Genomic DNA, 13,860 nt, shown 5'->3' with positions numbered 1-13,860 from the left:
GGATTTTTTTATGTTTTTAATTTACAAAACCTATCTAAAAACAATCTCCCTTACGATATCGCGACGGAATTCCTCGTTTATCATCTTTATGATTTTTTCTTTTCCATAGCTTAATTCCTGACGCAATACAGCCGAAGTAAGTTCTACATACAACGTATTGTTTCTTAAAACCACATCTTTAGTATAACTGTTCACACCATTTCCCATTAGCGAAATCCATGCTTCTTTTACGGCAATACGGTCAATTCCGGGTTGCAGTTTGTTTGCTTCTATGATGTGTTTCAGGACATCGCCTACTGAATTTTCATTATTTAGCCTCTTTGCCATCTAGCAGGTTTATTGGGGTTGCTCTTTTATATTGGTATTCTATTTTTTGTGGGTTGACAATCGTCATCTGGTTTTCAGAAACTGACTTCAGTTCTTCTTCCCATTTTGCATAGTCAGTTTTATAATCTAAATATACTTTACCGTTTTTTTCTACAATTTCAACCGCTTCGGAAGTATCATCTGTCAAAAATTTTCCATCCAATTGTGGACTCACTTTTTTACGGAACCCTTTGTAATTGTTCCCGATTTCAAAAAAGTCATAGGTTGTATTGATTTTATAATCTTTTTCTGAACCGTCAGCCAAAATTACCTTTTCAATTTCCCAATAGCCATTTAATTTTTTGGCATCTTCTTTTGATACGTTCTGGTTGCAAGCTATGGTAACTACTGCGGCAAACAGCAATAAAACTCCTTTTTTCATTTCATTATTTTAAAAAATAAAATTACCACTATTTGCTATGATAAAAAAGTTTCCGGCTTTAAACTATTTGGTATTTTTAAAGTCTATATATAATAAATCCTGTCCTTATGAAAAAAATAGGTTATTCTTTGCTCTTTATTTTAGCTTTAATCAGCTGTAGTTCTGAAAGTGACAGTTCTAGTTCTAATCCTCCGGAATCTACAATCTACTTTCCTCCTTTGGAAGAAAGCGCTTTGTGGGAGACAAAATCATTGAGTTCATTAGGATGGAATGAAAATGCAGTTACTCCGCTCCTTTCCTATTTGGAAGAAAAGCACACCAAAGGCTTTATTATTTTGGTCGACGGCAAGATAGTCATGGAAAATTATTTTAATGGCCATTCTGCCACATCCAATTGGTATTGGGCAAGTGCTGGAAAAACATTAACGGCAACCATGGTTGGAATTGCAGAACAGGAAGGCCATCTGAATAGTAATGGTAGGGTTTCAGATTATCTGGGCCAGGGATGGACAAGCCTTCCCGTTACGAAAGAAAACCTGATTACAAACAAACATCTGCTTACTATGACCTCCGGGCTTGAAGACATTGACAATGGTGACTGTGTGGAACCTGATTGTCTTACCTACAAGGCAGATGCAGGAACACGGTGGGCTTATCATAACGTTTATGTAAAACTGCAAGACGTTGTAGCTTCAGCCGTTTCAACGACCTACAGTAATTATTTCAACACAAAACTAAGAAACAAAATAGGAATGAATGGCGCCTGGATTCAATCAGGAAACAATAGCGTATATTGGAGCACTACCCGAAGCATGGCCCGTTTTGGCCTCCTTATGCTCAATAAAGGAAAATGGAATAATGAAGTAATAGTAAATGAAAGTTATTGTACTGCTGCGACAAATACGTCTCAAAACATTAATTTGGGATATGGTTATTTATGGTGGCTAAACGGAAAGTCAAGTTATCATTTACCACAAACACAAATACAGTTTCCGGGAAGCATAATTCCGGAAGGTCCAAATGATATGTTTATGGCGCTGGGTAAAAATGACCAGAAAATTTATGTAATTCCCAGCCGAAAGATGGTAATTGTACGAATGGGCGAGGCAGCTGACAACGTCAATTTAGCTTTATCCGATTTCGATGAAGTTTTATGGAAAAAAATAAATGCGCTGATTAATTAGCGCATTTATTTTTATTTCTTCTTGGCAGTGACTTTTCTTGCCTTACCTTTTCTTTGCTTTATAAAATTTCGAGCAGCCATAAAAAATGAAGCCCAACCCAAAATGACAAATACATAATACACTATTTGTACTTTACCTTCAAAAAAAGTTGAAATGAAAATCAGGAGTACAAATAAAATATACAGATGAAGCGGTTTTACATTATGTATCGAAAAGGCCATTAAAAATTATTAGTTAAATGTGTATTTAAGATTTAAACCCATTCTGGAAAACTTAGTGGTATCATCTGTCAATAAGTTTCTGTTGGTATCTGTTTTAAGAGTAAGGCTGATTTGATTGTTGTATGTATATCCAATACCGAAATTAAAATAGGCATTCGTTTTTGTAGCATACGCTGACTTTAGTTCAACATTTTCTGCCCCTCCGGTAGCCTCTGGAAAAGTAACAGTATATATAATGTCGTCAAATGGCGTATTTACACCTACTGCTCCTTCAATAAAAATTTTATTTTTATTATTTAAAATAAAATTGTATCGGGCACCAGCATTTACATTAATGAAACTGGATTCCAGTAAAAAATTATTTTCTTGTCTGGCTGTACCTGTCAAATGGTTGCTATATCGTGACCTTCCTGAATAGCTCTCATACTCTGCACGAATAAAAACTTCGGTCTTCTCAGAAGGAAAAACCAATGCAATTTCTCCACCAAATCCAATAGTAGTTTTTGTTTCCTTTTCAGATTCACCTCCAGAAAATTCAACTGCAAAACTAGATTGGTAAAGACCTACCAAAGCACTATATTTAATTTTTGGCTTCTTTGCGGATTTATTTTCATATACTTGAGCATCTTGTTTTTTACACTCATTGTATTTTCCAAATATTTTAATAAAATCTTCTTTTCTATATTTTAAATTAAGGAAATCACCTATCTGCAAAGTTTCACACTTTAGAATGTTATTTAATTGATTTCTAAAATAGTTATTCTCTTTTTGGGAACTATTATCTTCTGAATATCTTTTATAAATAAATTGTACTATTTCATTTGAACCTTTGATTTCATAAAAAAACTTTGTTCTTCCTTTATCAGAATAAGAATATAAATTTATGTCACCACCTTCTCCAATAACATTCAGAAACAACTCTTCACTTACCAATGTAGGTTCTTTTAAAGTAGAAATTTCAGTAAACATTTTATCATGTTTAACGTTTCTTCTCACGAACTTATAATCATTACCAATACCATATTCCACTATATTATTATCAATACTTTGATAAGCTCCATTTTCTGATAGTTTGTATCGTATTGCAGTATTATCAGAAAAGTCCGTTTCCTTAAAAAGAACTTCAGTCTTTTTATTGTTTCTATCAATCAGATATCCTTTTTGAGTATTTTGGGCTGAGACACAAAAGAAAGACAAAAGGCTTAAAAAAGCCAAATAATGGTTTAATTTCATGTTAAGTTTGTTAAGTTGTTAAAGTGCTTGTAATAATTGGAATTTATTTAAAGAAAGAATCTACAAATTCTATTTTGTTAAATACCTGGAGGTCTTCAATACCTTCTCCAACCCCTATGTATTTTACCGGAATCTGGAACTGGTCAGAAATTCCAATAACAACACCGCCTTTTGCAGTTCCGTCTAATTTAGTTACCGCTAGGGCAGAAACCTCTGTTGCCGCCGTAAACTGTTTGGCCTGCTCAAAAGCATTTTGCCCGGTAGAGCCGTCAAGTACTAAAAGTACATCGTGGGGAGCATCGGCTACTACTTTCTGCATAACGCGTTTTACTTTGGTCAATTCGTTCATCAAATTCACCTTATTGTGCAGACGTCCTGCGGTATCTATAATGACAACATCGGCATTTTGGGCTACTGCCGACTGTAATGTGTCAAATGCTACGGAAGCCGGGTCGCTTCCCATTTGTTGTTTTACGATTGGAACACCAACCCTGTCTGCCCAGATTTGCAATTGGTCTATTGCTGCTGCTCTAAAGGTATCTGCCGCACCAAGAACCACCTTATATCCTGCTTTGTTGAATTGGTAAGCCAATTTTCCAATGGTTGTTGTTTTTCCTACTCCATTTACGCCAACTACCATCAAAACATATGGTTTTTTGTCTTTAGGAATTTCAAATTCGGTAGCTTCTCCTGAGTTGGTTTCAGACAATAGTCCTGCAATTTCTTCACGAAGAATCTGGTTTAGTTCATCCGTACCCAGGTATTTGTCATTAGCAACACGTTCTTCGATACGTTCGATAATTTTCAAGGTTGTATTTACGCCAACATCCGATGAAACCAGAACTTCTTCCAGATTGTCCAAAACCTCATCGTCTACTTTTGATTTACCGGCTACGGCTTTAGTAAGCTTTGAAAAGAAAGATGTTTTTGTTTTTTCAAGCCCTTTGTCGAGGCTTTCTTTTTTTTCTGATGAAAATATTTTTTTAAAAAAACTCATTTTGTGATTCGGTTAGATTTTTTTCGGATTATTAGATAAAGTTTTCCTAACGGTCCAAAAATTCAAGAAAATAACCCAACGGCATACTTTCTTTAAATTTTGAACAAATATAAAAATAAAAAAGCTACTTCCGAATGAAAGTAGCTTTTCTATATAATGTCTAAACGATTATTTCTTTTTCAAAAAATCATCAACTAATTCAGGAGCCATAACGCTTTCAACAAAAGTGTATGCACCAGTTTTAGGAGATTTTACCATTTTGATAGCTTTTGTTAATCTCTTAGAAGCTGTCTGTAACGTTGCTACGGTTTTCTTTGCCATGACTAATAATTATTTAATTTCTTTATGAACAGTTACTCTCTTCAGGATTGGATTGAATTTTTTAATCTCTAATCTGTCCGGAGTATTCTTTTTGTTCTTTGTTGTTATGTATCTTGATGTACCTGGCTGACCACTAGTTTTGTGCTCTGTACATTCTAAAATTACCTGGATTCTATTACCTTTCTTTGCCATCTTGCTATATATTTAGAGGAAGGATTATTATTTAATAAATCCGTTAGCTTTAGCTTCTTTCAAAACTGCAGCAATTCCGTTTTTGTTAATAGTTTTTATTGTAGATGCAGCTACTCTAAGAGTAATCCATCTATCTTCTTCAGGAAGATAAAAACGTTTCTTAACTAAGTTTACAGAAAATTTTCTCTTAGTCTTGTTCATCGCGTGGGAAACATTATTTCCAACCATCGCTCTTTTACCTGTAAGGTCACAAACTCTTGACATTATGCTTATCTTTTATCGTTATTCAAAATCAGGGTGCAAAGAAACAAAAAAGAAACTGTATTTACAAAACATTCTACTTCTTTTTTTTAAAATCTTTTTCGATTCCATATACAGCCTGCAAAAGGCAAAAATCCTGTATTTCAAATTATAGATTTTATTTATTTCGGATGTATTCTGTTAGATCATCTACGTTTGTACTGAACGAAAATATATCATTCAGTCTGAAATAATTTTTCTTTTCTGTACAATAATCATAGGCAAACTTAACAAAATCTAATTTGTTTTCTTCAAAACTGATCGTATTAGCGATTTGTTTTATTTGATTTACATCCAAGCAATTTGCAGAAACAATCTGTTTAGCCACTTTTAGCTTGGTTTCGTCAAAACCTTGTTTCTTTACAGATGTCAGGGCACTATTAAAGTCAGTTGAACCCATCGGATATTTATTGTTGCATCCTTTTAGCGGTGGGGCATAATTAACCTGTGGCTGACCATGCGTTACTGTTCTAGTGGTTGTTTCTGTATAAATGCCATTTGGCTCTTTTATATTGATATTCACACCTACTCCCCCAACATTTACTCCCACTCCCATTCCGGTATTACCAACAGTGGTTGTGGTTGTAGTTTGTGATACCGTACTCACAGGCTGTGGAGCACCATAATGCACTACATGAACATTTTGTGGAGCCCTATATTGGCGGTCTACCGGAATTTCAGAGAAAAAATTAAGTTTTAGTTTGTTCTTGTTGTTTTTATCTCTCTTTATCTTATAGGTAACATCCATGTATTCTCCGTCTATATCAGCAATCGCAAGATTCTTTTTTGTTATTTCAACAAGCGATTTATCCTCAAAAAGTATTTTGGCATTATAATATGGCTGGTTGAGTTCTTCAACACGGATATTTGTTTGCGGGATGTCATTTTGCAACTCTCCATTCAATACCAGAAAGAAGCGATCTCCGTCTTCTGAAAAAATAGTCAAATTTCCAGTTGGAGCCTGGGCGAAAGCAAATGCTGTGGTTAAAGCTGCAGCAATAGCAAAGTAAAGTTTTCTCATAAAAAATAATTAATTTTTTTTAATATGTTAAAAAAGGGGGATTAAAAAATTATTTGCGGGCGAAAATATAAATTTCCAAGAAAAGACCAAAAACGATGCCAAAAAAATGAGATAATCTTATCTGATTTTCAAAATTTCATTTTGAAGCATACCAAAAGCCTTATTTACAGTTCTGTCAATGACTTTTTCCCTAGGTTGACCAAAATTAAATTCTTCACAAATTATATTATCCGGAGCCGGATAAGGGGTTGCAAGAGCAATAAAAACAGTACCCAATTCTGCCGGAGAATCCCCTTTTTCAGGACCTGCATTTCCAGTAGTAGCAATAGCATAATCTGTTTTCAGCAGTTTCTGAACACCTAATGCCATTTCAATCGCCACTTCACGGCTTACGACTGAATAGGTATCAATAAGCGCCTGAGGGACTTTGAGTACTTCTGCTTTGACTTCTGTAGCATAGCTCACAATACTTCCTTTGAAATAAGACGATGAACCCGGGATTGAAGTCATCAATTGCGCAATTTTCCCACCAGTACAACTTTCAGCGGTAGAGATTGTCATTTTATTTTTAGTCAGCAGTCTGCCCAGAATCACCTCTAAGGTTTCATTCTCATCATACCCTACAATAATATCTCCAATGATTTTTGATAGCGAATCTGTATTTTCCTCTATCGCTTTTTGTAGCAGCTGCTCATTTGTTCCACGTGCAGACATTCTCAATCTCACCCTTCCCGGACTTGGCAGATAGGCAAGCTTTATAAATTCAGGAAGATTGTTCTCCCAGTTTTCAATCCTTTCGGCAACAAGACTTTCCCCTTGTCCGTAGGTAAGGATTGTTTTATGGATGATAAATGGTCGTTTGTATTCTTCGATTACCTTTGGCACTACCCCATTCTCTATAAGGTGCTGCATCTCATAAGGCACTCCCGGTAAAGAAACAAAAACAGTATTTTCTTTTTTAAGCCACATTCCGGGCGCCGTCCCAACCTTATTAAATAATACTTCGGCTTTTGACGGAACAAGGGCCTGGTCTTTATTCATCTGTGAAATAGGGCGTTTATAAAAACCTTCTATCAGTTCCGTTACATGAGCAAGAACTTTTTCGTCCACAATTAATTGGTCTTCAAAATACTCGCACAGTGTTTTTTTAGTGACATCGTCTTTGGTTGGCCCCAAACCTCCGGTCAGGATAACCAAATCCACCTGATTCTGAAGACGCTTAAGCGTTTCCAGTATATGTTCCCTGCTATCACTGATAGAAATGACTTCGTGAATGTCAATCCCTATTTTATCTAATGATTTTGCAATAAAAGCAGAATTGGTATCGATGATTTGCCCAATAAGGATTTCATCTCCTATAGTTACTACGGTTGCTTTCACGGATTTTGATTTTTGAAGCTTACAGCCAGAATTACAAGTTAAAGTCTTTCTTGATTTCCTTTACTGCTTTTTCGACTTTGTCGGCAATACTTTTATAAGTATCCTTGATTTCTTTTTTCTTCCCTTCACGTTTCGTCCAGTCTTCCACAAGAAGAATTTCTTCAAAAGCTACGGTCATTCCCAACAAGTCCAGAGTAGGTTTAATCTTATGGGCAAATCCGTAGGCCAGCTTATAGTCTTTTTCTTTTATTCCTTTTTTTACATTTTTCAGGTCGGCCGGAACTTCAGTCACGAAAAGATTTATGATATCCTGAACGAATTCGCTGTCGTTATCTGAAATCTCGTAGACTTTTGCCAGATTATAGTGTATCGCCATTATTTTACCTGTATTCTAAATAATTTATGCCCTTCTAAATATCCTTCAAGAATATCGTCCGGATTGACTTTTGCGACTCCTTCCGGAGTACCTGTAAATATGATATCCCCTATTTTTAATGTAAAGTATTGTGAAACATAGGAAATCAATTCGTCAATTTTCCAAAGCATCTGATTTGTATTTCCGGTTTGGGCTGGTTTTCCGTTATTGGTCAATTCAAATGTAAGATTTTCTAGTGAATTGAATTGAGATTTTGGCAAAAATTCTCCAATCACGGCCGAACCATCAAATGCCTTTGCTTTTTCCCAGGGAAGCCCTTTTTCTTTAAGCGCAGACTGAACATCACGAGCTGTAAAATCAATCCCTAATCCAATTTCGTCATAATATTTATGAGCAAATTTAGGCTCAATATATTTGCCAACTCTATTTATTCTCACAAGAATTTCGACTTCATGATGGATATCACTGCTAAATTCCGGTATAAAAAAAGGAAAGTTTTTTGGCAATATAGCGGTATCCGGTTTAAGAAAAATCACCGGCTCCGCAGGTCTTTCATTTTGTAATTCTTCTATATGCTTGGCGTAATTTCTTCCAACACAGATTATTTTCATAAGTCCTATATTGTTTTCGGCATTTAAATGTTAGTTCAATTTATTATTCAGTTTTCTTAGCTTTATTGCCGTCAGTACTTTTTTAGTATATAACGGGAAGTCAGCATTTTGTATCCAACCGAAATAACCGGGTTCAGCCTCAAGAACTTTTTCAACTTTGGCACCTTTGTGTTTCCCGAACGTAAAAATCTCTTCATTATCCTTATCCAGAGCAATGAATCCCGCAAAATCAACCGATTTTTTTCTGGTAGTATATTCCGAAAGAGACTTCATATCTTTTGGCAGGTCTTCATAGCGCTCCAATTGTGCCTTTAGGATTTCATAAGTAGCAAGGGTATCCGCTTCTGCAGAGTGAGCATTTTCCAGACTTAGTCCACAATAAAATTTATAAGCCGCACTTAAAGTTCTTTCTTCTTTTTTATGGAAAATAGTCTGGATATCAACAGCTACGCGATTTTTCATGTCAAAATCCAGCCCGGCTCTCAGCATTTCTTCTGCCAATAGAGGAATATCAAACCGGTCAGAGTTGAATCCGGCCAAATCAGAATCTTTTATCATATTGTGAATGGTGGCTGCCAATTCTTTAAAGACTGGCTCATTAGCTACCTTTTCATTTGTGATTCCATGAACGGCTGTTGTTTGTGGCGGAATTGGCATTTCCGGATTTACCAGCCATGTTCTGCTTTCTTTATTTCCGTTAGGATAAACTTTAAATATTGATATTTCTACAATCCTGTCTTTACAGATATCGATTCCTGTGGTTTCGAGGTCAAAAAAACAAATCGGCTTTGTTAGTTTAAGTTCCATTTTCTTGTTTTTATGGATTGCAAAGATAACTGTTTTTGTAATGAATTTTTGTTCTAAAATTTACTGTTTACAAAAGCAACAAAAATCAATTCTCTTATTTTCAATTTCTTATTTTCCAGTATATTCAAAATTTTGTGAAAAAAAACTACTCTTGCCATGTTTTTCATTAGATTTACTTCATACTTGCTGCAATTAACAGCTCTACCATGAAAATAAAAACAATCCTCGCATTTATCATTATTATTGTTAGCCCGTTTGCTTATTCACAAAACAAGGATTTGGAATGGATTAATGTGAATGCAATCCCTCTAGGGTCAGTCAAAAATTTTTCATTTTTGGATTCGGAATTAAACAACAACACAATTATAGGACTTGGCGAGGCTTCACACGGAACCCATGAATTCCATATACTAAAGACTGAAATCATCAAACATTTAATCACAAACAACAATTATAAGCTAATCGGTTTTGAACTTACACAGTTTAATATCATCTCAATCAACGACTATCTCCAAAAGGGAAACGGAAATCTGAAAATGCTGATGGAAAAACTCATGCTTTACAATACACAGGAAATTTTTAATCTTTTCCAATGGCTAAAAGAATACAATCAGAACCAGCCTGCAGACAAAAAAGTTATTCTTTTTGGATTTGACAGTGAAGATTTTTGGCACGACCCTCTTACAAGAGACAAAAACATGGCAGAAATAATTATTGAAGCACAAAAAAGCGATACATCAAAAGCAATTATCTGGGGTCATAATGTGCATATCGCAAAAGATAAAACAATGGCTGAAGTAGAAGCTATGGGTGGGTATTTAAAACAAAAACTGAAGGATAGATATTATGCCTTGGGATTTGACACCTATAAAGGAAACGTAAATGTGATTGCGGAAGGAAAAATTACAAAACATAGTTTTGAATCAGGTTCGGATACATTTTCCGGATTGTTCTCTAAAGTGAAATACAGCCAATTCTTTCTTTCTTTCAATCCAAATAAAGCAAATCCTTTTGCGCAAAACAAAAACAAAATCACCAATATCTATTCTGTATGGACAAATGACAGGGCACTGCCTATACTGCCAGGATCTGATTTTGATTCCATCATATTTGTTAGGGAGACTACAGCATCTTTAATTCTTGAATAAAGCAAACAAAACTTATCGCATAAAAAAACCTCTCGTTTGAGAGGTTTCTTTATATATAAATGAGTCAATTAAAAATCTCTATTGACATCAAAAGCTTCCAAATAATCTGCTACACGCTTTACAAAGCTTCCTCCCAAAGCACCGTCAACAACACGGTGGTCATAACTGTGAGAAAGGAACATTTTTTGACGGATTCCAATAAAGTCACCTTCAGGAGTTTCAATTACCGCCGGCACTTTACGGATAGCACCCAAAGCCAGGATACCCACTTGTGGCTGGTTGATGATTGGCGTTCCAAAAACGCTACCAAAAGTACCCACGTTAGTTACTGTATACGTTCCGCCTTGTGTATCGTCCGGTTTCAACTTGCCTGCTTTGGCTCTGTTTCCTAAATCATTAACTGCTTTTGCCATACCAACAAGGTTTAGCTGGTCTGCATTCTTGATTACCGGAACAATTAAGTTTCCATTTGGCAGGGCTGCCGCCATACCCAGATTGATATTTTTTCTCTTGATAATAAATTCCCCATCAACAGAAATGTTCATTCCAGGGAAATCCTTTAATGCTTTCGCAACAGCTTCCATGAAAATTGGCGTGAAAGTCAGCTTTTCGCCTTCTCTCTTCTCGAACGCATTTTTCACTTTGTCTCTCCATTTTACGATGTTGGTTACATCTACTTCAATGAACGACTGTACGTGAGCCGAAGTCTGTACAGATGCTACCATATAGCCGGAAATCAGCTTTCGCATTCTGTCCATTTCCACGATTTCATCACCTCCATTTACAGAAACAGGAACTGCCGCTGTTGCTTTTGGAGCCGGGCTTGACATCTGGGCAACAGGAGCCTGGGCCGGAACTTGCTGACTTACTGCTTTTGGTTCTTTTCTATTGGCAACATAGCCTAATATATCATCTTTGGTTACTCTTCCATCTTTTCCGGAGCCTTGAATTGATTCTAACTCGGCAACCGTCACCCCTTCTTCTTTGGCAATATTTTTTACCAATGGAGAAAAGAATTTATCTGAACCTGAAAAGTCTTGCGGAGCAGCAACGGTTTGCTGTGCAGTTTCTACTGTTTTTTCAATTTCAGCTACTGACGCCGGGGCTTCTTCTTTTGGTGCTTCTACCGCAACACCTCCAGAAACTTCAATATAAGCAATTGTCTGACCTACTTTTACAACATCATCAACGTTAAAAAGAATTTCAGACAAAACTCCAGAGACCTCAGAAGGCACTTCTGAATCTACTTTATCGGTAGCAATTTCCAATACCGCTTCGTCAGCTTCGATTGGGTCGCCTACTTTTTTTAGCCAGTTGGTAATTGTTGCTTCTGCAACGCTTTCTCCCATTTTTGGAAGTTTCAATTCAAATTTTGCCATATTGTTAACCTAATGGTGAATTTTTATTTTCTGCTTGCAAAATTAGTGATAATTTTCAGGTTATGCCATGAATTATATAATTTTACAAGACTTTTTTTAAACACATCTTTTTACATTCTACAGCTCCGGAATTTCCTGTTATACTCTTTAAAACAGGATAAACTCTCCCCGCTCATTATTGCTGTTACTTCCAATAATAAAGTTGGAACTTTGGGGCAGAATCTTAAATGTCAGATTTTTGTTTTTATACATTTCCATAATCGAAATGCATTCTTTAAACGTGAGATAATCAGCATCTAAAATCATTTCTACCGGATCCAGACCCGAAAACGTTTGCGAAAATACTGCTTTTTGGTTTTCAAATTTCTGGATTTGTATATTTTTTTTGAGCTTATTCTGTAATTTTTCCTTGACCGCAGAATTGTCTGAAATAAAAATATAGCTTTCCGGCCTGGATTTTTGTTTTGGCTTTCCCTGAAACGTCTTCATAAATGAAAAGAAAAGCGTCCCCAATTTCATAAACAACGAAAAAAATGGCGAAGCTTTAAGATTCTTTTCATAAAACAATTCCATTCCCTGTTGGAATCGCTTCATATAAGTTCCGTCTTTTACCGTACTTTCTCCTTTGTAATGGATGATACTGGTTTCAGGAAAATAATAATTCGACCTTCCATTCTTAAGCACGGTATAGGAAAAATCAATGTCTTCTCCATACATAAAATACCTCTCATCAAATCCGCCCACTTCATTATAAAGCGCTCTTTCCAAAACCATAAAAGCGCCTACCAAAACATCTGTTGTGCCTGTCTGGTTCTCTTGCAAATGACCTGCATAATAACGTCCCAGCCAATTGGAAGTTGGTGCCAGTTTATACAGCCCGAATATTTTCGTAAAAGAAATCCAGGGAGTTGGGATGCTTCTTTTGGATTCCGGCAAAAAATTACCCGTTCCGTCAATCAGCCTGCATCCTATTATTCCTAAATTCGCCTGACTTTGGGCAAAAGCCAAAATTTTAGTAAACGTATCTTCCGCAACAACTGTGTCGGGATTCAGAATACATACATATTTCCCTTTGGCTTTTTCTACGCCAATATTATTTCCTTTAGGGAAACCGACATTTTCCTTATTCTCAATTAAGATTACATCCGGAAAACGCTCTTTTACCATCCGGCAACTATCGTCCTGAGAATTATTATCTACCACAATAATTTCCGCATCGAGTCCGCGAATGGCTTCACGAACGCTCAACAGGCATTGTTCAAGAAAATAACGGACATTGTAGTTAAGGATGATAACGGATAACTGCATTGAGCAAATATAAGCAGTTTTTTAGATTGCTCCAATGGAAAGATACTCCCAAAGGCTGTTAACCACCCTTTTTATTTCATAAAAAAACGTTCTTTTATTTCTTTTTTGGTTTCCGGGTCGATACCATAGAAATCAATATATTCAACCTTTGGCTTTATGCTCTTTGATTCTTCCATAGAAAGATACATCCTGGCCAGTATCATTTTTTTACCATTTACAACCGTCTTTACCTGCGGTTTGTCTTTTGGGCCCAGCTCCAAATAAAGCTTCTTGTCCGGATAGGAAACCAAAGTGAATTCATAATGATTTTCTTTAAGCTTCCGTACATCTACTCCATAAGCCAATTTTCGCTGTATCTTGGTAAGTTCTTCTTTTACGCCACCTTTGGTGTAGGCTACTCTGTGGATTTTTATGGGTTCAGTATCATCAAACTTGCTGTCATCAAAATTAGCCTCATAAACAAATGTATTGTGGTTTTTGCTATGCTGAATATAAAATAAATGATTGTCTGTTATTGTGGGAGTGGGATAACCTTTCTGAGCCTGCATGCTTAACGAAACAAAAAGCAAAAACCATATTTTTTTCATTTCCAAATATTTAGGTTTCACGAATATAACAAAAGTTTTTCCAACCT

Annotated in this window: 17 protein-coding genes; 2 read left to right on the top strand and 15 right to left on the bottom strand. The window is 35.9% G+C overall.

The window, feature by feature from the left end:
- Nucleotides 1–30: 30 nt before the first annotated feature.
- Together B0G92_RS07265 and B0G92_RS07260 are read right to left on the bottom strand one after the other, a co-directional pair.
- On the bottom strand, nucleotides 31–327 hold the full coding sequence (locus B0G92_RS07265; protein WP_101471607.1) for a DciA family protein: 297 nt from the start codon (nucleotides 325–327) through the stop codon (nucleotides 31–33).
- Complete coding sequence (locus tag B0G92_RS07260; RefSeq protein WP_056069915.1) at nucleotides 308–748, bottom strand: hypothetical protein; 441 nt, start codon at nucleotides 746–748, stop codon at nucleotides 308–310. The genes B0G92_RS07265 and B0G92_RS07260 overlap by 20 nt, the downstream gene beginning before the upstream one ends.
- Before the next feature lie 107 nt (nucleotides 749–855).
- On the opposite strand from B0G92_RS07260, the gene B0G92_RS07255 reads away from it, so the two are divergent.
- On the top strand, nucleotides 856–1,932 hold the full coding sequence (locus B0G92_RS07255) for a serine hydrolase domain-containing protein (RefSeq protein ID WP_101471606.1): 1,077 nt from the start codon (nucleotides 856–858) through the stop codon (nucleotides 1,930–1,932).
- 230 nt (nucleotides 1,933–2,162) lie between these two features.
- On the opposite strand, the gene B0G92_RS07245 is transcribed toward B0G92_RS07255, so the two are convergent.
- The 10 genes from B0G92_RS07245 to B0G92_RS07200 form a co-directional block, all read right to left on the bottom strand.
- The gene (locus B0G92_RS07245) at nucleotides 2,163–3,386 is read right to left on the bottom strand and encodes a hypothetical protein (protein WP_101471604.1); all 1,224 of its coding nucleotides are present in this window, start codon (nucleotides 3,384–3,386) and stop codon (nucleotides 2,163–2,165) included.
- A gap of 43 nt (nucleotides 3,387–3,429) precedes the next feature.
- A complete protein-coding gene (gene ftsY / locus B0G92_RS07240) occupies nucleotides 3,430–4,383 on the bottom strand; it encodes a signal recognition particle-docking protein FtsY (RefSeq protein WP_101471603.1) in 954 nt (317 codons plus the stop codon).
- Between the two features lie 168 nt (nucleotides 4,384–4,551).
- Nucleotides 4,552–4,704, bottom strand: coding sequence for a DUF4295 domain-containing protein (locus tag B0G92_RS07235; protein ID WP_008238127.1), 153 nt, complete (start codon nucleotides 4,702–4,704; stop codon nucleotides 4,552–4,554).
- A gap of 9 nt (nucleotides 4,705–4,713) precedes the next feature.
- Nucleotides 4,714–4,896 (bottom strand): 50S ribosomal protein L33, encoded by a 183-nt coding sequence (gene rpmG, locus B0G92_RS07230; protein ID WP_056069900.1) that lies wholly within the window; start codon nucleotides 4,894–4,896, stop codon nucleotides 4,714–4,716.
- A 27-nt stretch (nucleotides 4,897–4,923) separates the two neighbouring features.
- Complete coding sequence (gene rpmB / locus B0G92_RS07225) at nucleotides 4,924–5,160, bottom strand: 50S ribosomal protein L28 (protein WP_056069897.1); 237 nt, start codon at nucleotides 5,158–5,160, stop codon at nucleotides 4,924–4,926.
- A gap of 154 nt (nucleotides 5,161–5,314) precedes the next feature.
- Nucleotides 5,315–6,217, bottom strand: coding sequence for a proline and serine-rich protein 1 family protein (locus B0G92_RS07220; RefSeq protein WP_101471602.1), 903 nt, complete (start codon nucleotides 6,215–6,217; stop codon nucleotides 5,315–5,317).
- A gap of 117 nt (nucleotides 6,218–6,334) precedes the next feature.
- Complete coding sequence (locus B0G92_RS07215) at nucleotides 6,335–7,597, bottom strand: CinA family nicotinamide mononucleotide deamidase-related protein (RefSeq protein ID WP_101471601.1); 1,263 nt, start codon at nucleotides 7,595–7,597, stop codon at nucleotides 6,335–6,337.
- Between the two features lie 31 nt (nucleotides 7,598–7,628).
- Nucleotides 7,629–7,973 (bottom strand): Hpt domain-containing protein, encoded by a 345-nt coding sequence (locus B0G92_RS07210; RefSeq protein WP_056069888.1) that lies wholly within the window; start codon nucleotides 7,971–7,973, stop codon nucleotides 7,629–7,631.
- The gene (locus B0G92_RS07205) at nucleotides 7,973–8,584 is read right to left on the bottom strand and encodes a fumarylacetoacetate hydrolase family protein (protein ID WP_056069885.1); all 612 of its coding nucleotides are present in this window, start codon (nucleotides 8,582–8,584) and stop codon (nucleotides 7,973–7,975) included. Before B0G92_RS07205 ends, B0G92_RS07210 begins: the two co-directional genes overlap by 1 nt.
- Before the next feature lie 30 nt (nucleotides 8,585–8,614).
- Nucleotides 8,615–9,391 (bottom strand): 3'-5' exonuclease, encoded by a 777-nt coding sequence (locus tag B0G92_RS07200; RefSeq protein WP_056069881.1) that lies wholly within the window; start codon nucleotides 9,389–9,391, stop codon nucleotides 8,615–8,617.
- A 206-nt stretch (nucleotides 9,392–9,597) separates the two neighbouring features.
- Between B0G92_RS07200 and B0G92_RS07195 the strand changes: the two genes are divergently transcribed.
- On the top strand, nucleotides 9,598–10,539 hold the full coding sequence (locus B0G92_RS07195) for an erythromycin esterase family protein (RefSeq protein WP_101471600.1): 942 nt from the start codon (nucleotides 9,598–9,600) through the stop codon (nucleotides 10,537–10,539).
- Between the two features lie 68 nt (nucleotides 10,540–10,607).
- Here the strand turns inward: B0G92_RS07195 and B0G92_RS07190 are convergent, their stop codons facing one another.
- From B0G92_RS07190 to B0G92_RS07180, 3 genes are all read right to left on the bottom strand, one after another.
- Entirely contained in the window at nucleotides 10,608–11,918 is a 1,311-nt protein-coding gene (locus B0G92_RS07190; RefSeq protein WP_101471599.1) for a dihydrolipoamide acetyltransferase family protein, read from the bottom strand.
- A gap of 147 nt (nucleotides 11,919–12,065) precedes the next feature.
- Nucleotides 12,066–13,226, bottom strand: coding sequence for a glycosyltransferase family 2 protein (locus B0G92_RS07185; RefSeq protein ID WP_101471598.1), 1,161 nt, complete (start codon nucleotides 13,224–13,226; stop codon nucleotides 12,066–12,068).
- A 71-nt stretch (nucleotides 13,227–13,297) separates the two neighbouring features.
- Entirely contained in the window at nucleotides 13,298–13,813 is a 516-nt protein-coding gene (locus B0G92_RS07180) for a DUF4833 domain-containing protein (RefSeq protein WP_101471597.1), read from the bottom strand.
- Between the last annotated feature and the right edge of the window lie 47 nt (nucleotides 13,814–13,860).

Origin of the sequence: Flavobacterium lindanitolerans, assembly GCF_002846575.1 — a bacterium.
In the GTDB taxonomy this organism is placed as follows: domain Bacteria; phylum Bacteroidota; class Bacteroidia; order Flavobacteriales; family Flavobacteriaceae; genus Flavobacterium; species Flavobacterium lindanitolerans.
Note: the sequence above shows the minus strand (reverse complement) of the source record. Positions and strands in the feature narration are given on the sequence as shown.

Excerpts from the sequence above, each read along its gene's own strand:
- B0G92_RS07265 (WP_101471607.1), bottom strand. The coding sequence starts at position 327 with ATGGCAAAGAGGCTAAATAATGAAAATTCAGTAGGCGATGTCCTGAAA.
- B0G92_RS07260 (WP_056069915.1), bottom strand. The coding sequence starts at position 748 with ATGAAAAAAGGAGTTTTATTGCTGTTTGCCGCAGTAGTTACCATAGCT.
- B0G92_RS07255 (WP_101471606.1), top strand. The coding sequence starts at position 856 with ATGAAAAAAATAGGTTATTCTTTGCTCTTTATTTTAGCTTTAATCAGC.
- B0G92_RS07245 (WP_101471604.1), bottom strand. The coding sequence starts at position 3,386 with ATGAAATTAAACCATTATTTGGCTTTTTTAAGCCTTTTGTCTTTCTTT.
- ftsY (WP_101471603.1), bottom strand. The coding sequence starts at position 4,383 with ATGAGTTTTTTTAAAAAAATATTTTCATCAGAAAAAAAAGAAAGCCTC.
- B0G92_RS07235 (WP_008238127.1), bottom strand. The coding sequence starts at position 4,704 with ATGGCAAAGAAAACCGTAGCAACGTTACAGACAGCTTCTAAGAGATTA.
- rpmG (WP_056069900.1), bottom strand. The coding sequence starts at position 4,896 with ATGGCAAAGAAAGGTAATAGAATCCAGGTAATTTTAGAATGTACAGAG.
- rpmB (WP_056069897.1), bottom strand. The coding sequence starts at position 5,160 with ATGTCAAGAGTTTGTGACCTTACAGGTAAAAGAGCGATGGTTGGAAAT.
- B0G92_RS07220 (WP_101471602.1), bottom strand. The coding sequence starts at position 6,217 with ATGAGAAAACTTTACTTTGCTATTGCTGCAGCTTTAACCACAGCATTT.
- B0G92_RS07210 (WP_056069888.1), bottom strand. The coding sequence starts at position 7,973 with ATGGCGATACACTATAATCTGGCAAAAGTCTACGAGATTTCAGATAAC.
- B0G92_RS07205 (WP_056069885.1), bottom strand. The coding sequence starts at position 8,584 with ATGAAAATAATCTGTGTTGGAAGAAATTACGCCAAGCATATAGAAGAA.
- B0G92_RS07200 (WP_056069881.1), bottom strand. The coding sequence starts at position 9,391 with ATGGAACTTAAACTAACAAAGCCGATTTGTTTTTTTGACCTCGAAACC.
- B0G92_RS07195 (WP_101471600.1), top strand. The coding sequence starts at position 9,598 with ATGAAAATAAAAACAATCCTCGCATTTATCATTATTATTGTTAGCCCG.
- B0G92_RS07190 (WP_101471599.1), bottom strand. The coding sequence starts at position 11,918 with ATGGCAAAATTTGAATTGAAACTTCCAAAAATGGGAGAAAGCGTTGCA.
- B0G92_RS07185 (WP_101471598.1), bottom strand. The coding sequence starts at position 13,226 with ATGCAGTTATCCGTTATCATCCTTAACTACAATGTCCGTTATTTTCTT.
- B0G92_RS07180 (WP_101471597.1), bottom strand. The coding sequence starts at position 13,813 with ATGAAAAAAATATGGTTTTTGCTTTTTGTTTCGTTAAGCATGCAGGCT.